The following is a 17,740-nucleotide window of genomic DNA, read 5'->3' as shown; positions in this document are numbered from 1 at the left end:
TTGAAGTAAAGGAGAGAAAAAAATGAAAAATGTTAAAACCTACGATCACGGTCTTTGGGATCACGGTATTACCCAAGGTTACAGCGTCAACGGCACTATCTACATTTCAGGGCAATTTTCCCACGATATGGAGGGTGCGTTCATTGGCGAGGGCAATATCGAAGCACAGNCCCGACAGACGCTTGAAAATCTCGATCGAGTACTGGAGGGATTTGGTGTCACGAAGTCCAACCTCGCTTATATAGAGATCTATTTAACAAATGCGCAAGAACATTCCGAACCAGTCATCCAGCTGTTCAAGGAATACCTAGGACAACATCGACCGGCCGGCAGCCTCATCGGCGTGACTTACTTGGCATTCCCAGAGCAACTGATTGAAATCAGCGCCGTCGCACACACAAACTAAGTAAACTACATTTTAAAATCAAAGTAATCATGTCAAGCTCATTTCATTAGGTGATTATTGAAGTAAGCTAAGAAAATGATAAGGGGCATCAACTTGATTGAACTGAACCCCGAATAGTAGACACTTTTAGAAAAAGTGGACCTATTCGGGGCTTTTGTGTTTATTGAAAAGCTACATCCCAATTTTAACGAATTTCCCGATGTGTAATAATCACTCTTTGCAAAATTATAAACGTCGCAACTTTTATAATTATCAGGACCTAAATCGTAATAAGTCATAAAAGAGCATAAGGGTCATATATACCCGAAAGTAACAATAGACTAAATGACAAAGCTAATACCCCTGCTATTAACAATCCAATACCTAGTGTTTTGTCATCATTTCTATGTGAAATTACACCTACAACAAGAAAAATTATAGCGAAAACCATTGCTATTAAACCAATACCAATGTTCATCTATTTTACACTCTTAAAATTTGAACAATGCTGTAATCAATCTGCAAGAAAGGAAGGCCAAAGATCCGCATTTTGTGTTGTGCTGTGAGTGATCCCGGACTTGTCTCTTTAACCAGGAAGTGCTCGGATAAAGGCAGCTTGAAAAGCGTTTTGCCAGCTGCCAAATAGATGCCCGCATCTCCTTCTCCCCTGCTCGAGAGAATAAGAGAGCCTTCGATTGCTTCAAGCTGCAAAATACCAATCATTGACGAATAGGGCAGAGGAAGCGCTATATTCATATATGCCCTCCCATCCGTTTCATGCTGAGAATAAATTGCTGTAAATACCGTATTTTCCTTTACCTGGCGAATCCATGCCCGAGGATTTATCCTGCCATCAAGAATTGGATCGACAGTACGTATCTTATATGTCATTTCAGTACGCTTCTTTGAAATGGGCAAGTTCAATTGCTGCAGTTGATTACTTATCAATTTATAGAACCATGCGAACGGTTTAAACCATGTTGACCATTTTACAGAAGCCAATAACCGATACTGATCTGTTTGCTCATAAAAATGAACGATGGTTTTGGGTAAGGATTCCGTTTCTACGAGATCACTGAGGTCATCCACTAGTCCTGAATGCGGCTTGCCTTCTCCTATTAGCTTTCCCCGTATTTGGCTTACGGGAAAATTCCAGACAGCCTGATTCATTTCAGGTGGTGCAAGCACCCAGCCGAGAACGCCCAGCATTCCAAAAATCACACAGTTAACGAAGCCATGAAATATCAGCATAAAATTAATACTTACATACCAATGTCCAAACGCATTATTTGCCGCATAGAGCAATGAAAATAAGATGGTAACGCCTAGTGCACTGTATGAGAGCCTTATCAATATAGCCTGTAAGCGTGAAAGGAAACGCGCCCGGAAAGCAAGGACGATTAAGCAGTAAATGGCAAATATGTACAACAGTACTGAAATAAATTCCAGCAGCGGCCAAAATGTGATGCCAATGGCGACTAGCATGGGGCCCGCCAGAATAATCGGTACAATCAAGCGATACCAGGATGAAACATGCATTCGTCCAAAAAACCCAAGAGAAATTGGCAATAAAAAGGCTGAGTAATGAAAATGAACAGCTGTTAACCACGTAATTAACGGACTAAAGCCTGTATCAATTCCTGCGATATAAGCTAAGAACCATAGTCCCCCTATAGTTAAGTACATCATCCCGATATCAATTGAAATTTCTGCCCAGTTTGTAAAGCCGCGCTGAAAAAACCGCTTTAATCCGCAATACGCTGCGAACATGGTGAAGATCGCATACATCAAAGCGAGCACAATTTGTCCTGAACTTGATGGAACGATTTGCAATAAAAAGATGGAAAACATAGCAATCCAATAAAAAATCATATGCTTCCGTTTTGTTTCAACCAGCAGCTGAAGCATGATCGGCACGAAAATTAACTGTGCAGCTGTCAGCATTAACAAATAGGGTTCAGCTGTCAAAAGGCTGCTTGCAAGGAAGAAAATGATACCTGCAAGGGTGATTGGACTAAAAAGTGTTTGCTTTAAATTCGCCTTCATAAGCCATCAGCCTTCCTGCGATTCGGTTTTGTATATTGACCTGAATGGTAAATACTTCCCGGGCATCATCATACCCTTCCTCAACGGTCACAACTCCTTCAAATAACCGTGGAATGGGAATCTCCAGATTACCGATTACCACACGCTGTGGACCGGAGCGAATAATCATGCGCCCATCAGGTGTTACCGCAAACTTCAAATCAGAATAAAATAAGCTCGGCTCTCCTAAATAATCCTTCACAACTCTTCGATTACGGTCAATCGACATAAACGCATTAAAGCGCCGAGTAACCTCCTCAAAATAAAAAGTACGCTCCCAATAAATTTCTTCTTCGCCAGTCGGCAATGTTCTACAAGTATTTTTAATCGTAAACGGCACATCCTTCCCGTTATCCGGAAAAAGAAATTGCCAGCGTGCTGCCAATGATAGTAAGGGTTTGAGCCAGACAGATCCTGTTTCAATCTTTGACATCGTTCCTGCCCCATGAAACGGTTTATCCTTTAGAAGGGTATATCGCGCCTGCAGTTTAGGATGAAGTCGTTGAAAATCTTCTCCTAAGAGTTCTTGGTAGATTGTCACTATGAATCACCCTTTCTCGTACGCTTGCAGCTTGCTGCCGATGGCAAATCAGCTGCCATCAAGAAGCCAATGATGGAAAGGACCCAAAGACAAGCATTAAATGTAACAGGATTAAACGGGTGCGATGCAATCGAAGGACTGGCGATTAAGGTAATGATCGTTAATACTGGAAAAACAATCATTTGCAGTGCAAGCAAATGTCTTTTCTTGCGATACAGAAGCCAGATCACTGCAAATAAAATCTCAAATATGCCTATTATTCCAGCAAGCTTTTCCGCATCACTCCCCTCGAAGGAAGTTAAACTGGACAGCATGGTTATTTCCTCCGGATGTTTGGCGATAATCTTCGGAACCAGCCCCTGATAAAGCCAGACAAAGAAAAAGAGCATTGTTACTATAGCACTGCTAAAGAATCGCACATACTGCATTCGCGGCGATTCCCCTTTTTCAATCCAGCGTTTCAGCACATCAAAGCTTAAAGCAGTCGCCCACCCCATGACCGGCCGAAAAAAGAAGTCCAAAAGCTGTCCAAATATGCCAAAACGTACATCATAGTCATATTGGGTCAGGAATATACTCCCGTTATCTCCCGGTATATATCGCCAATACCCTTTCCCTTCACTGATTGGCGAAATTACTTGATCCGTCCCAAAGTGAAGAGAGGATGTTTTGGAGCCATCCTTCTTGTTATGGATACCGATGCTTTTACCCCAGCCAGCGACTTTTACGCCACAGCCTATTTTCGTTTCATATAAAAAGGATTGTGGAGCATCTTCAGATTTTTTCGGTAAATATGTAATGGAGGAAAAGCGCAAATCCCATTGTTCATGGAGTTCTGGGTTTTGAGTCATTCGCCATATATCGTCTATATCAGCCTGAATGGGTATTTCCACATAGATCGGTTTTTTTCTCATAAATGCCTCCTCTATTAATAAAGTAACATATATTTCAATAAATATTGTTTGAATTTATGTAATGGCAGCTGCTATTTTGCTATTAAACCCTCTTTGAATCAAAACTGTCCATAAAAAAGAGGCATGTGATATGCCCATTCTGGATGAAGCCCTAACAATAGTGAAATATAGTTTTGCAGATTTTTAAAAAACTTTAACTTTCATTACAAAATTTAAGGATATATAACTAGATAGATTTAGAGGGTGAAAACGATGACTTTTCTCTACTACAAAGCAATAGAAGCGTTTAAGAAGGATGCGGAGCGTCAAAAAATAGGAAATCTTCAAACTGAAAAGTCTAATGCCAAAAAATCCAAATAAGATTCGCTCTCTAATGTATTAAATCATCTTAACGCTTTCATCCCTTAGAGGATGATTTTTTTTGATATAAAGTATGATTCTAAAAAAAGCTCCCATTTCAGCTGACATACCCATTATGTCTTGGAGGCTATTTGAATTCATAAAGGAAATGGCCGTTTTAGGAAGGTTAGCTTAGGACCACAAGGAGATCCTTCGTTTCAAGTGATGGAGATAATGTAGGGAACACTTCCTCAAGAAAATGCTTAGTTCCCTTCGGCTCCTCTTCCCAGCTGTGACGGGCGCTATTCATTCCGATTAGTTCCCTTTGGCTCCTCTTCCCAGCTGTGACGGGCACTATTCATTCCGATTAGTTCCCTTCGGCTCCGATTCCCAGCTGTGACGGGCACTATTCATTCCAATTAGTTCCCTTCGGCTCCGCTTCCCAGCTGTAACGGGCACTATTCATTCCGATTTGTTCCCTTCGGCTCCTCTTCCCAGCTGTGACGGGCACTATTCATTCCGATTAGTTCCCTTCGGCTCCGCTTCCCAGCTGTNACGGGCACTATTCATTCCGATTAGTTCCCTTCGACTNCGCTTCCCAGCTGTGACGGGCACTATTTATTCCGATTAGTTCCCTTCGGCNCTGCTTCCCAGCTGTGACGGGCACTATTCATTCCGGTTAGTTCCCTTCGGCTCCGCTTCCCAGCTGTGACGGGCACTATCATTCCGATTAGTTCCCTTCGGCTCCGCTTCCCAGCTGTGACGGGCACTATTCACTTCAATTATATGATTTCAAGGGAAAAAGACATCTTGGTGCCCGTCGATTACTTAATGGCGTATGTAACCTCAGCCCATCCAGGTGACATGCAGCAGTGGCTGGCAGATGACATGAAGCAGCCGCCTGAAAAGTGGCACTCATTTTTTGCAAAATGACCTTTTTCGGCCCCGTTTATGCTGCTGGATCCGGAGAGAGTAAATGTTTGAAGGTTCAAGTACACATTCGTTTACACTCAAAAAATGTGCGTTCCTATCATTACAGAACGCACATGATTTCACTTCCCTATTCATTTAACTTTGTTTCTCCGTCTCCATTAAAATATGTTCATCTATCTTTCTATAGATTTCTTCTAATTGATCTTTATCCTTCAATATATTCTCCATGTTTTCTTCCACTAACTCACCCAGTAATTTCTTTTTCATATGGACCACTCCTTTCAAAGCAGGTCTATACTGACTCTTTCATTAGCTGCTTTTTTGCAGGTCTTGAAACTTCAGAGCTTCTGTTACAAATTTTTTTATATCTGCTTCATCCTCCGGTTCCGGATTAAATTCTATTTTTAACGGTTCCCCGACATTTGTTCCTCCTTGTTCCTCAATAAGCCTCTGAAGCTGATCCAGGGCTCCGCAAAACTCAGGATATGAAGTATCCCCAGATCCAAAGATGGCAAAGGGATGATTTTCGAGGTCCAGCTGTTCGATTTCTTCAATCATATCGAGACATTCGTCAGGATAGTCCCCATCCCCCCATGTATACATGCCAATAAAGGTTAAATCATAGTTTAATAATTCAGAAGCACTTTGAACGCTCATAAAATCCTCTAAAATTACATCATGATTTTGATCTTTTAGCTCCGCTGTGATAATATCCGCAATGGCTTCTGTATTCCCCGACATACTTGCATAAAATACGCCAATTTTCATAGCTCTTCACTCCAATCAATGAACTAGTTTTGATGCCTCATGCCATTTGGTAATCCATTTACTTTCTACTTGGGAGCAGATAAAAAGCTGGTCTTCAAAGCCTGCACCCCTAAATCCATGTCCAGCGACGGTTTCAATCGGAAGCAGGGACAAACTCTCCTTCTCCACTTCGTAAATTCTTGAAAAACCGTATTCATCTTGACTAGTAGTGGCAAATAGTTTTTTATTCGCCTTAAAAATATCCAGGAAAGCTTTTTCCGATTTAGGCTGCTGGCATGCGGCCCATCTATTTGTAAATGGGTTCAGCATTTCAATCGTTCCCTCACCTGACCGGGCATTTCCTTTAGCAATAAAGAGAAATCCATCATCATCTTTATGAATGGAGGAAATCATGGAATACGCTTCTTTTTTTACCAGCTGAATCTCTCTATGTTCAAAATGATATTCCCACAATCCTCCATATTCAGAATTAATTTGCGTTCCCATATAAATACTTTCATGGTTATAAAGCAGTGAACGGATAAGCGGCTTTTGCCCCAATTTTTTAAATGGTCTAATGACAGACCAAGTTGAGCCAAAATTATTGGAAACATAAAGATTACTGCCTCCATGAGTTACAATGAACCCATTACGGTTCCCTGTAATATCCCATAATCGCTGGGAGGTTGGAAATGATGTCTGATTCCATTTCTTCTGCTTGCAATCGTAGCGGATAATGGTACCATAGTCTCCGATTCCAAAAATAAAATGGCCTAATTGGACAAGCTTGTAAATATTTTGCGATAAGCCATATTGCAGAAACCAATCGCCATCATCAAACGAATAAATGCCCGCCTGCTTTACGGCTACCATGAAAGGAAGCTCTGGGGTAGATAGAACTGCTGTAGCACCCTTTTCAAACATGTTCAATTTCCCTATCCTTCATTACCCACTCATAGGCGGATTCGGCAAATTGCTGGCATTCCCTAATTTGGTCATCTGATTCAGGGTTGAGTTCTATTTTTAACCTTTGATGATAAACACCGGCTCCTCTTTCCTTCAATTTTTCTGCAAACGTATCGACTGCAGCACAAAATTTAGGATAAGCATGATCCCCCGACCCGAAGCATGCAGCATACACTCCCGTTAACTCGTATTCATTCAGTTCATCAAAAAACTCCTCAGCTTCATAAGGAAGATCACCATCCCCCCATGTATAAGCGCCAATGAAAATACAATCATACCCGAGGATACTTTGAACATCTGCCAGATCCAGACTTTCCATATCCACTTCACACCCTTTAGATACAAGAACATTTTTCAGGATATTGGCCATATCTTCCGTATTGCCAGACATACTTAAATATCCGATAAAAGCTTTCATTTTCACCGACTCCTAATTGATAATAATTTTCAGTTATCGCTTAAACTGATAATAATTGATAATGATTATCAATGTCAATGGTTATTTTTAATTATGTTACCATTTTCCTAGATAGATCATTTGGCCGTAGTTGGAGCCTTTGAATTCAGAACTTGAAAATCCCTCTTAAGCTAATCTGTTTGACTTCAGAAATCAATAAGCGTATATTAATTGATGCATCAACAATTGACCTATCAATTACCTGGAAGGCGGAGGATGCTTTGTTCAATTGCTCGAAGGAAGAAGAATTAATTGCTCAGCGCCTGTTTGAGCTTAATAAACAGACAATGCCAAAGTTTGAGCGCTCCACAGGAATCAGCCAGCCAAGGCTTGAGATTCTGCGTGAGCTATTTGAAGCGGAGGAAATCACACAGCGTGAACTTCAAAAAAAGATAAACATTGACCACGCGGCTGTCACGAGGCACCTGAAGCAGCTAGAAGAACAAGGGATGGTCATACGCAGGAAAAACCCTAATGACAACCGCTTTACCTATGTCCGTCTGACTGATGAAGGCAAATTGAAAATTGCAGCTTACTGTGAGGAAAAGCAGCGTTTTATCTTAACCATCTTAAATGGCTTTTCAGAAGCTGAGCGCTCGATGCTTTTAGATATGCTGACACGCATTCAAAGCAATATAGAAAAAATGTAACTTTACACCACGAATAGAAAAGGAGAGTTCTTCATGAACCAAACAGCAATAAACGACTTTAAAGAAATCGTAACAGGTCGGCGTTCCATCCGGGTTTACGACCCAACAGTGAAAATCAGCAAAGAAGAAATGGCTGAAATCCTTGAAGAAGCGGCTTTAGCTCCATCGTCTCTTAACATGCAGCCATGGCGCTTCCTTGTGATTGATTCGAAAGAAGGAAAAGAAACATTGGCTCCTCTTGCGAAATTTAATCAAAGACAGGTTGAAACTTCTGCGGCAGTCATTGCTGTTTTTGTCGATATGAAGAGCGAAGAATACTTGGAAGCCATTTATAATACCGCAGTGGAAAAAGGCTATATGCCAGCTGAGGTAAGAGATCAGCAGGTTCCAATGATTAAAGGCCTAATGGAGGGCCTGTCATACGAACAAAAGAAAGAAATGAACCTGATCGATGCAGGACTGGTTTCCATGCAGCTGATGCTTGCAGCCCGCGCCCATGGCTATGATACCAATCCAATCGGCGGCTACGAAAAAGACCGCATTGCCGAAGCCTTTGATCTGGACAAGGAACGCTACTATCCAGTTATGCTGATCTCCATTGGCAAGGCTGCGAACGAAGGCTACAAATCCGTCCGCTTGCCAGTAGAGACAATTGCAGAATGGAAATAAAATAGAGAACAGGAGAAATGGATGATGATTATTATTCATGCTGATTTTCAAGTGCAACATGATAAAGAACAAGATTTTCTAAACGAAATCCGGCCATTAATCGAGGCTTCCAGAACTGAAGAAGGCAATATTTCCTATGATCTGTTAAAACATACCGAAAAAGCAGGCTCCTACACCATGATGGAACTTTGGAAAGACATGGACGCTGTGAAGTTTCACAATCAAACTGAACACTTCACTGGTTTTACGGAAAAAGCTCCTCGATATTTTTCAGCACCTCCGCAGGTGAAACTGTATCATGCTGAATCTGCAGAAAAATAAGGATAATGCCTGTCCCCCGCTATTTTGGGTGACAGGCATTATTTATTTTCCCTGATTAACTTTCTGGTCATTGTAGGCAATCAGAATAACTTCTTCTCCCTTTTCCTTACTTAACTGTTTCTCAAGATTATGCACCTGCTGAAGGTCTCCATCGGATAGATTCGCAAAGCCATACTGCTTATTATCCATTTCCATCACCTTTTCCTTTTAGTATTTTGGTTAAAGTATTTGTTTAGGAACACTTTTTATTCAAGGGATGCGTAAAACCGTACTCAATAACAATACATGTTTCTTCCCAGTCATTTTCATAGGCTGTTTTCGTAACTTTAGTTGCTTTTCGGGCGGCTAACTAAGTCAATTTTTGAGAAAAGAACCTTATCATAAAAACTAAAGGACTGCTTGACATAAACAACTCCCCCATTAAACAAAATTGTTTAAAGAAACCTGTTCATTCCACAATAATTTCCTGATAATCCAGCAGGAATGCAAAAGGAATTTTAGTTATGTTTTTAAAAGAAAGGCCATATATAATATATTGATTCTGAAAAAAGGGGAGGATGCTTAAAGATGCAATCGAAGCAAATTCGTTTACAGAGAATTCAAAACCTTGCTCATGACATTATGGTAGAGATGAATTCAATGGAAGAACAGAAGAGAAATGAATCGTACAGAACAGTGATTGACCACCTATCAAGAGCCATTGGGGAACTATCAGATCCTTCAGGAGACTATTCCCTGGACTATGTTGAAGAAAAAGTGGGTACCGCACATTATAAAATATTTAAAAACATGAAAAAACTAACCCCTCTTCGCAAAACCCGTTAAATTATTGAGAAATTGGAAAAAGCATGGATAAAACTGATAATGATTATCAATAATATTCATAGAAGGTAACCAAAACCGGTTACCTTCACAGCTTAAACTTCAGGTTCAAATGTTTTGCAATCTGTTTCTTTGCTATTGGACGCCTTTTTTCCTGTATGGCTGACAACGTAAATAGCCTCTGCACCACATTTATTTCCATTTTCCCAATATGTGCAGTTATTTACTTCGCATAGAACATCTTTCGCCATGTATATCACCTCCTGTTCTGTTATTTTAAGCAAAACTAGAGGTGATATACCTATATTCATCTGTTACTGTGAATAAGCCCGCTTCTCTCTATTTAGACAAATGGACGTACTCCATATAAGGGAAATCTTAACGGAGTATCTCCAAAACTAAACAGCCTTCCTCTGGAAATACAAATACCCTCCCAAATAAAACAGCACAAAGAATCCTCCAATAACAGTCAAAAGCTGTTCCCACGGAATAAAGAAAATATCTTCCGTGGCCGTCTCAGGATACATCATCGCAAATGGCTGCGCCCACGGATAGTATGGGCCTACCCGCTCCGAATTCATCGCCAATATGGACGGCAGGGTAAAAATAACATTGACCGCAAACGGAGCAGCAAAGCTTTTAAACCAGACTGACATCCACAGCTGCAGTGCAACCAAAGGAAATGTCGCAACCCAGCCTCCTAAAATGCTTTTCCAGATGATTTCCAATGGAAAAGGGTCTGCTGCTCCTTTATACATTCCAGCGCCATAGACAGCAGCCAGGTAGAAAAGCTGAATCAGCATGACCAGCAGCAATATCAGCACATATTTCGCGGCAAACACTTTTCCCCTTGTGACAGGCAATGCGAGCAGCTGCTTCCATCCCCCGGCCTGATGCTCATATCGGCAAACAAGGCTTGCCAGAACCCCTGTAATTAAGGGCAAAAAGAGAACTGCATAGGGAAAATTCATATAAATTAAGATCGTGTACCATTCATTAACCATTCCGGCAGTTTCCGATGTATCTGCCCCTATTCCAGCAGCCAGGCCGACAAGCGGCCCTGCAAGAAGAATGCTCATAATCCTGGATTTCCGCAGTTTAAACCATTCCGACTTCAGAATCGAAAACATCTATTTCACATCCCTTCTCGTAAAATCAATCATGCCGGCTGCATATATAAGCACTCCAGCTCCTATGCCAAGCATGACGTTGATCAGCGGCTCATCCCAATCATTCATCAGGAGCGGCCATTTCCAAATCATCCAATCCGGCAGAACATAACCGGCATACGTTAAAATAACCCCTAAAACTCCTGCTGTAATAGGCACTCCCTGATTCACACTGACTGCTGCAATCCACAGCTGCAAGGCCAATATGGGCAAAGCCGCAAAAAAAGGATAAAAGCTGTACTTCAGCAGTTCCGTAAAAGGAATGTCAGCCCCCAAATCCAAAAACAACCCAAAAGCCAGCGTAAACAGCATCAGGAGTATCGAAGAAACCAGCAATAATAACGACAGCACGGTGAACTTCGATACATACACCCCCATCTTCGAAACAGGCAGTGCAATCAGCTGCTTCCATGCATTCGTTTCATTTTCAATGCTGGCCATAAAAGAGGTTAAAATGACGATGCCCAGCACAATCGCCAATGGTGTAAACGAATGGATATTGCCTAGATAATAGCCCCAGCGATCGTCACTTTGCTGATATAAATAGTCCTTGCGCACCCCATAATTGACCATCTGCATGGCAACTACGCCAATTGGCCCAAGAACGGTTAAAAACCAAATTCCTTTTCTTCTGATTTTCATAAAATCGGCTGCCAACAGTTTTCCGATCATACTGCCTGGTCCTCCCTCGTCATCTGAAGAAAGATATCTTCCAGGGAGCGCTTTTCCTCTTCCACCCGAAAAATGGAGAACCCGTCTTGAACAAGTCCTCGCACAGCCTCAGCCACTTTTTCATCTGATTGCTGCTGCAAGGAAATGACTCCATTATTCAAGCCAGCCTTAATCCCTCTCGCCAGCAGGGAGCGCCATGCCTTTTCGCTCTCGCTGACTTTTAATAAGACGGATTGCTTGGCATACATGCGCATGGCGTCAATCGAATCCTGGAATATCATCTTTCCTTTTGTCACTATACCTACTGTCGTTGCCATCTGATCAATTTCGGATAATAGATGGCTCGATAGTAAAACTGTCATGCCATGTTCTGAAGGAAGGCTCTTGATTAAATTGCGAATCTCGATAATGCCTGAGGGATCCAGCCCATTGGTTGGTTCATCAAGAATGAGCAGCTCTGGATTGTTTAATAAAGATGCAGCAATTCCGAGCCGCTGCTTCATTCCAAGAGAGAACCCCTTCACCTTTTTTCCGGCGGCATCTGAAAGCCGGACAATCTCCAGCACTTCAGAAATTCTCTTTTTGGGCACACCTACTATTTTCCTCATCGCTTCCAGGTTTTCATTTGCAGTTAAATGCGGATAGTAGGATGGCGTTTCAACAAGTGACCCCACTCGCGCTAGTATATTTAGTCTTTCTTTCTTTAAGTCTTTCTGAAAAATTTCGATCCTGCCCGAAGTTGGCTTCATCAGTCCCAGAAGCATTCGGATCGTTGTCGTCTTTCCTGCCCCATTTGGCCCTAAGAATCCGTAGATCTCCCCTTTTGGAATTTTCAAATCTAAACCCGAAACGGCCTTTTCACTGCCAAAATGCTTTGATAAATTTTCCGTCCTTACGATATATTCCATTTCCCTCACCTCAATCTCATCTTAAGAAATGAAGGTTAAAATAAGGTAAGAGAGAAGTTTAAAATCTGTTTAAAAAAGACCATCTGAAGAACTCCGCTTCAAACAATATGACCACTTATACAGGATAAACTGGAGGAATTTAATGGTTCAAACAATCAAAGGAACTTAATACGATTACGTTAATGGGGTGTTAGAGGGGGTATTAGGTTTTCGAAAAAATACATTGATCCGTATTGGTGTAAGTCGTCCGGTTTTAGGATGTCTTAACCTCCTTGCCTTTTTCTGTAAAACTTTTTAGCACTATCCATCATGTATTGATAGATATAAATGATAACAGCTAATGAGAGCACGATGAGGTAAAAGAAAGCGGGGCGCACCTTTCTTAATTTAAAAGCACCCATTTCATCGTAAAATTTCACAATTGGGAATGCCAAAATGAAATCTAACAGAGCGTTTAAAGCGAAGTACTTTTTGAAGTTTCCATAGGTTAGCTTAAACACCCACAGGGTTGTGATAAAATACATGCCAACTACAAAAGGAGTATCAATAGGGATATTTTTCAATATAACCGGATTTGCCTTCCACTATCTCTTTTTATTGGCGATAACACTGATAATGCTCCACAAGATATCCGTAAAGATTGCTATTGGCGTAAAACGTCTAAATGCTCGTTTCCCCAAAAAAGGTGCTGTTAGCCAAGGGAGAACCAAAGTACAAGCAGATAATATCTTAGACTTCTTGTTAAACACGGTATCGCCCCCGCTACTTAACTTAATCGCTGTTAGATTCTCCTCTATAAGCCTTTTTATGTAAGTATTAAATATTCCTATTGGGAATCTTACAAAAACACAAAAACTGCCCTATTTTGAAGGCAGCCATCTTTTAAAATAAGTAATTATTTCAGTGTAACTGGAACCCATAACTCATGCCTTGGATTATGCTTTGGACCGTAATAACACTCAATACAAGGTAAATTAGCAAGCTCATAGCCAGAAGTCGGAACCCATTCTGAATATAATCTCTTCCATGCCTCCACTACATTAGGGAAAACTGCCCATGTACATGGTGGAATAATAAGAGTTTCCATATCGCTTGGCGGCTCCTTATCATATCGAACCCCCATAAAGTAAGCAAACTCATCATTTGTTATGGCAGCTTCATTCCCACAAACACCCAGGAGACCTTCGAGTGTACATTTCGGATTTTCCCATGACAAATCTATTAGCTCTTGCATAAACCCTTCTCTTTTAGCACTATTCCATAGTGTAGGTATAGTTTTAAATGCTCTGCTTGTTTTTACAGGCTTACTAGTCCCAATAATTCTTAATTCAAAGTCAAGATGTTCGATTCTGTACTCCATTTCAGTATCTCCTTTAATAGAAATTTGAAAAGAGATCCTTGGAAAGGCTTTTAATTGCACCCCTTTTTTACGGGCAGCAGAGGGGGTCATCCCATGTGTTTTTTTAAAAGCCCGCGTAAATGAATCAACAGAATCATACCCGTATTTTGCTGCTATATCGATAATACGTACATCACTTTTTTGAATTTCAAATGCCGCCAGTGTTAAACGCCTTCGTCTAATATATTCTGATAGTGATATACCCGTAATCGATGAGAACATCCTTGAAAAATGAAACTCCGAAGTAAAAGCGACTTCTGCCAGCTTTTTATAGTCTATTTTACCATCGAGGTTTTGTTCAATGTAATCCAATACGTTATTCATTCTCTTCAGCCAATCCATTAGTTCCATCCCTTTCACTTTACATTCTAGAAGAAAAAGGAGTTTGCTGCCCGACATCTCATGCCCGAATAAGTCGGATTTAATTACTTATGAATTAGCTTATATTCGATTATCGTTGGAAATTTCCTTCTTTCTCCATTTATTAATTCCCGGTAAAGAAGAACAGCGGGAAATAAGAATGGATTTTCTGTTGTTTTAATCAAATGTAAGTTTAAAGACAAGATAGTAATTATATTGGTTGTTAAAATGGTAAGTACCATATAAACGATGGAATTCTCTATAAAGGTTAATGTCTTCCTTTGAAAAAAACAGAAAAAGGAAATCAATATAGTCAATAATAAAGTAAGGGGAAGTCCAATCATAAACCGATCTCCTTCATGTATGCACTTCAGTTTATCTTTCATTATTTGTTTTTTTGATCCTATTATTCAAAACCTGCCGAATATGCTCAGACCCCTCTGGCTCTCATCCTCCCTGCGGAAAGCAAGTGCACGTAGAGGAAGTCAACGGGTTTTTAAGGAAAAACAACCATTTATGATAAAAAACCTTCTATAAAAAGCCCTCTTTGAAGCCTTAAATTAGGTCTTAAATTTAAAGTAAAATACTTGTTTTGATATGAAGCCCTTCAGAATTTATTCCGGTCGGCTTCTTTTTATATATTGATAAATCAACGTTTTCATCTTTTAGAGAACGTGGCTACTCTATAAAAAAAGTGGCTTTTAAACAGCCTCTTATTCAATTAAATGGCCCTTTTCATGAAGAAAACGCATCTCTTATTCCAGAAACGCGCCCGATTGCTGAATATAAAAACTTATAAAGAAATGTATAATGACTTGGCAGTAATATTACTAAAGCCCTGACGTTAGTTTTCCAAGAAAGTATTATTGTTAATAAAAAAGAATGCCTCGATAAATCGGCATTCTTTAATGGTTTTGTTTTTTCTGCTTTGGATCCAAAATTGAGCGTAATTCCTTAATGTCCTCTTCAGATAAGGAGTCTTCCTGTATAAACTGGACCAACATCGACTTCAGTGCACCGCCATAAATTCGTTTAACAAAAGATTCCGCCTCCGCGTGCTGGCATTCATCCTGCGAATATAGAGGAAAAAAAGTAAAAACTCTCTGTTCTTTATTCACACCCACTACATTTTTTTTGACCAAGCGATCCAAGAGAGTACGTACGGTTTTGGGTTTCCAATCCGTTCGTTCCTGCAGGGTGGAAATCACATCATTAGCAGTAAGTGGCGACTCTTTCCAAAGCACGGTCATAATTTCCCATTCTGCTTCCGAGATATTGGGAATTTTTTTAGACACACTGTTCCACCTCCTTTAGTAGATCAAACATCTAATAAGTGAGCTTTACTTAATAAATCCCCTTGTCCCTCAAAATGGATAAGGTTATTTCAGCCGCTTTTTTTCCAGAGGCATTTTCTTCATTCTGTATATTGATTGCAAAGAAATACGTATTTTCCCGGTTCTCTACATATCCGATGAACCAGCCATTTATTTCATTGCCATTGACGTTGCCTGTCCCCGTCTTTCCAGATAGGATCTCATCATTTTTTTCCTCGAGTTTGATTGCCTCTTTAACGGTTTGGATGTTTTTCTCCTTAAACCCGAACTGATTGGTATACAAATCTTTTAATAATTGTACCTGTTCCACTGGTGAAATTTTTAATGATGATTCTAGCCAAAATTGATTGATTCCCCCAGACATGTCGGAATTACCATAATTGATTCGCTTCAGATATGAATGAATAATCCCAGCCTGGTTTCTTTTATCTAATTCCTGAAAATACCAAGTCACTGAATTTTTCATCGCCGTCTTTAAATTTTGTTCCGAATTCCAAGAATCAAAGGGATACTTGGTGCCATTCCATTTTATCGTAGAGTTTTCACCAGATATAAGATTGGACTCCAATCCAAATAATGCACTATAAATCTTGTAAGTAGAATTCGGAGACACTCTCAAAGTGCTTTTATCTTTATTATATATCTGGTATTGGTCAGCTTGGATATCATATAAGACAAAGCTCCCATCATATCCAGTAAAATGCTCACTTAGATCGATAAAATGAGCCTTTTCACCTTTAAAATCATAATGATTATTATGATTAGCCATGGCAGAAATTAATGGAACCTGACTAGCAACCAATACGCCTAAAATAGCAAAAACGGCTGAACCTTTCAGCTTCAAAAGCTTTGATTCTTTTGTATAGGAAGCAATACGTTCTATGCGACTTTTGAGTTGCTTTTTGGAGCCATTAAATTGATTGGCTAAAATAACGTTTTTGTGTCGTGAAACTTTGTCTACAAAATTAATGATCGTCATCCCATAATCTTTATGATCATTCTCATCTATGGAACTTAACACCGCATGATCACAGGCAATTTCACGATCTAGTCGCATTTTCCGAAAAGCAATCCAAACTAGTGGATTAAACCAGTAAATGATTTGAAAAATGACAATCACGTAATTAGTAGCTATATCTTTAGATTTATAGTGAGTAAGCTCATGCAAAAAAATATATTTGATTTCATCCATAGACAGCCATTCGTCAAAATTGACCGGCAGCACGACATAATTTTTAAAAAGGCCAAATGTCATCGGAGATTTGACGAGTGGTGATTCCCCTACAACTAAATGTCCCGATATATTCAATTGCTTTTTGCACTGTTCAAACAAAAACTGCACATCTTTATTTTCCAAACGGTATATTGTTCTTTTAATCATCTTTACTTCAAGCCATGCCTTTACAACCAAAACCGTCATGACAAGCATCCCTGCTATCCATATCCAGGCTGTCATGATATTCAGATATTCTAGATTAGAACGATTGACAGATATGGAATAGTCCTGCATCCAATTCGAGTTTTGAACTTCCTCTGTAATCATAAACGAAGGGCTTATTCCATTACTTTGGTTGACATCTAAAGCAATATAGGAATATTCAAAAGGTAATAATTGAACTGGAATAAAAGGAAGTATCAATGCAATCAACAATAAAAACCATAAATGATATTGCCCTTTTGCAGATAATTGTTTTTGGAATATTCTCCGGCCCAGCATAATCCCTGTAATGGTTAAAGAAGATACCATGAAACAGATAATGAAGTATGTAAAAAACATGTTATTAATCTCCATCTACCTGAAGGGGAAAGTAGAATCTAGAGTCCAATAGAAACCTTTTCATAAATATAACCCTCTCCCTAGAATTACAAATGTAATATTCAAATAATATCACTCCAGCTGGAGTTTATCAACCTAACCTTTCCAAAGCAATATTATTGTTCTTGGATATTTTGGTTCTTTTTAAAACAAGGTTGACCAAATTGGATTACAATTGTAGTATTATATTACACGTGTAATACTCATTCTGAGAAAGGTGGGGGTCTAATAGATTCAAGACAGCAAAACAACG

General features: G+C 39.9%; 22 protein-coding genes. 6 read left to right on the top strand and 16 right to left on the bottom strand.

Annotation, left to right across the window (positions count from 1 at the left end; translation table 11 throughout):
* Window positions 1-22: 22 nt before the first annotated feature.
* Window positions 23-406 carry a RidA family protein gene (locus L634_RS0119195; RefSeq protein WP_026583836.1) on the top strand — a complete coding sequence of 128 codons (384 nt, stop codon included), beginning with the start codon at window positions 23-25 and terminating at the stop codon, window positions 404-406.
* A gap of 274 nt (window positions 407-680) precedes the next feature.
* Here the strand turns inward: L634_RS0119195 and L634_RS34400 are convergent, their stop codons facing one another.
* Genes L634_RS34400 through L634_RS0119175 form a run of 4 tightly spaced genes read right to left on the bottom strand, consistent with a single transcriptional unit; the run spans window position 681 to window position 3,925 of the window.
* Entirely contained in the window at window positions 681-863 is a 183-nt protein-coding gene (locus L634_RS34400) for a hypothetical protein (RefSeq protein ID WP_026583835.1), read from the bottom strand.
* A gap of 5 nt (window positions 864-868) precedes the next feature.
* On the bottom strand, window positions 869-2,431 hold the full coding sequence (locus tag L634_RS0119185) for a YndJ family protein (RefSeq protein ID WP_026583834.1): 1,563 nt from the start codon (window positions 2,429-2,431) through the stop codon (window positions 869-871).
* The gene (locus L634_RS0119180) at window positions 2,400-3,011 is read right to left on the bottom strand and encodes a DUF4166 domain-containing protein (RefSeq protein ID WP_026583833.1); all 612 of its coding nucleotides are present in this window, start codon (window positions 3,009-3,011) and stop codon (window positions 2,400-2,402) included. The genes L634_RS0119185 and L634_RS0119180 overlap by 32 nt, the downstream gene beginning before the upstream one ends.
* The gene (locus L634_RS0119175; RefSeq protein ID WP_026583832.1) at window positions 3,011-3,925 is read right to left on the bottom strand and encodes a DoxX-like family protein; all 915 of its coding nucleotides are present in this window, start codon (window positions 3,923-3,925) and stop codon (window positions 3,011-3,013) included. Before L634_RS0119175 ends, L634_RS0119180 begins: the two co-directional genes overlap by 1 nt.
* Window positions 3,926-5,074: 1,149 nt before the next feature.
* On the opposite strand from L634_RS0119175, the gene L634_RS33940 reads away from it, so the two are divergent.
* Window positions 5,075-5,197, top strand: a complete 123-nt coding sequence (locus tag L634_RS33940) for a TetR-like C-terminal domain-containing protein (RefSeq protein WP_198029797.1) — start codon at window positions 5,075-5,077, stop codon at window positions 5,195-5,197.
* 135 nt (window positions 5,198-5,332) lie between these two features.
* Here the strand turns inward: L634_RS33940 and L634_RS33495 are convergent, their stop codons facing one another.
* From L634_RS33495 to L634_RS0119145, 4 genes are read right to left on the bottom strand one after another with little or no spacing between them, the layout of a single operon-like run.
* Window positions 5,333-5,464, bottom strand: coding sequence for an FbpB family small basic protein (locus L634_RS33495; protein WP_157452424.1), 132 nt, complete (start codon window positions 5,462-5,464; stop codon window positions 5,333-5,335).
* A 42-nt stretch (window positions 5,465-5,506) separates the two neighbouring features.
* Window positions 5,507-5,965: a flavodoxin gene (locus L634_RS0119155; protein WP_026583831.1), complete on the bottom strand. Its 459-nt coding sequence runs from the start codon at window positions 5,963-5,965 to the stop codon at window positions 5,507-5,509.
* Between the two features lie 15 nt (window positions 5,966-5,980).
* Entirely contained in the window at window positions 5,981-6,868 is an 888-nt protein-coding gene (locus tag L634_RS33935; RefSeq protein ID WP_198029796.1) for a hypothetical protein, read from the bottom strand.
* Window positions 6,861-7,328 (bottom strand): flavodoxin, encoded by a 468-nt coding sequence (locus L634_RS0119145; RefSeq protein ID WP_026583830.1) that lies wholly within the window; start codon window positions 7,326-7,328, stop codon window positions 6,861-6,863. The genes L634_RS33935 and L634_RS0119145 overlap by 8 nt, the downstream gene beginning before the upstream one ends.
* A 260-nt stretch (window positions 7,329-7,588) precedes the next feature.
* Here L634_RS0119145 and L634_RS0119140 point away from each other — a divergent pair, with 260 nt between their 5' ends.
* Genes L634_RS0119140 through L634_RS0119130 form a run of 3 tightly spaced genes read left to right on the top strand, consistent with a single transcriptional unit; the run spans window position 7,589 to window position 9,007 of the window.
* Window positions 7,589-8,017: a MarR family winged helix-turn-helix transcriptional regulator gene (locus L634_RS0119140; protein ID WP_026583829.1), complete on the top strand. Its 429-nt coding sequence runs from the start codon at window positions 7,589-7,591 to the stop codon at window positions 8,015-8,017.
* A 33-nt stretch (window positions 8,018-8,050) separates the two neighbouring features.
* A complete protein-coding gene (locus tag L634_RS0119135) occupies window positions 8,051-8,686 on the top strand; it encodes a nitroreductase family protein (protein ID WP_026583828.1) in 636 nt (211 codons plus the stop codon).
* A gap of 21 nt (window positions 8,687-8,707) precedes the next feature.
* Window positions 8,708-9,007, top strand: a complete 300-nt coding sequence (locus tag L634_RS0119130) for a putative quinol monooxygenase (protein WP_442852710.1) — start codon at window positions 8,708-8,710, stop codon at window positions 9,005-9,007.
* A gap of 42 nt (window positions 9,008-9,049) precedes the next feature.
* On the opposite strand, the gene L634_RS33490 is transcribed toward L634_RS0119130, so the two are convergent.
* Window positions 9,050-9,196 carry a hypothetical protein gene (locus L634_RS33490; RefSeq protein ID WP_157452423.1) on the bottom strand — a complete coding sequence of 49 codons (147 nt, stop codon included), beginning with the start codon at window positions 9,194-9,196 and terminating at the stop codon, window positions 9,050-9,052.
* A gap of 378 nt (window positions 9,197-9,574) precedes the next feature.
* On the opposite strand from L634_RS33490, the gene L634_RS0119120 reads away from it, so the two are divergent.
* Window positions 9,575-9,832, top strand: a complete 258-nt coding sequence (locus tag L634_RS0119120) for a hypothetical protein (protein ID WP_026583826.1) — start codon at window positions 9,575-9,577, stop codon at window positions 9,830-9,832.
* 92 nt (window positions 9,833-9,924) lie between these two features.
* Here the strand turns inward: L634_RS0119120 and L634_RS32860 are convergent, their stop codons facing one another.
* The 7 genes from L634_RS32860 to L634_RS0119075 form a co-directional block, all read right to left on the bottom strand.
* On the bottom strand, window positions 9,925-10,080 hold the full coding sequence (locus L634_RS32860; RefSeq protein WP_084028946.1) for a DUF1540 domain-containing protein: 156 nt from the start codon (window positions 10,078-10,080) through the stop codon (window positions 9,925-9,927).
* Between the two features lie 147 nt (window positions 10,081-10,227).
* Complete coding sequence (locus L634_RS0119110; RefSeq protein ID WP_026583825.1) at window positions 10,228-10,959, bottom strand: ABC transporter permease; 732 nt, start codon at window positions 10,957-10,959, stop codon at window positions 10,228-10,230.
* Window positions 10,960-11,670: an ABC transporter permease gene (locus L634_RS0119105; protein WP_026583824.1), complete on the bottom strand. Its 711-nt coding sequence runs from the start codon at window positions 11,668-11,670 to the stop codon at window positions 10,960-10,962.
* A complete protein-coding gene (locus L634_RS0119100; RefSeq protein WP_026583823.1) occupies window positions 11,667-12,578 on the bottom strand; it encodes an ABC transporter ATP-binding protein in 912 nt (303 codons plus the stop codon). Before L634_RS0119100 ends, L634_RS0119105 begins: the two co-directional genes overlap by 4 nt.
* A gap of 895 nt (window positions 12,579-13,473) precedes the next feature.
* Entirely contained in the window at window positions 13,474-14,319 is an 846-nt protein-coding gene (locus L634_RS0119090) for an AraC family transcriptional regulator (RefSeq protein WP_026583821.1), read from the bottom strand.
* Between the two features lie 923 nt (window positions 14,320-15,242).
* On the bottom strand, window positions 15,243-15,632 hold the full coding sequence (blaI, locus tag L634_RS0119080; RefSeq protein WP_026583819.1) for a penicillinase repressor BlaI: 390 nt from the start codon (window positions 15,630-15,632) through the stop codon (window positions 15,243-15,245).
* A 49-nt stretch (window positions 15,633-15,681) separates the two neighbouring features.
* Window positions 15,682-17,448: a BlaR1 family beta-lactam sensor/signal transducer gene (locus L634_RS0119075; protein ID WP_026583818.1), complete on the bottom strand. Its 1,767-nt coding sequence runs from the start codon at window positions 17,446-17,448 to the stop codon at window positions 15,682-15,684.
* Window positions 17,449-17,740 lie beyond the last annotated feature (292 nt).

Source organism: Bacillus sp. J33 (genome assembly GCF_000518885.1).
In the GTDB taxonomy this organism is placed as follows: Bacteria; Bacillota; Bacilli; order Bacillales; family Cytobacillaceae; genus Cytobacillus.
The sequence above is the reverse complement of the archived record's forward strand: the minus strand, read 5'-3'. Positions and strand labels throughout refer to the sequence as shown.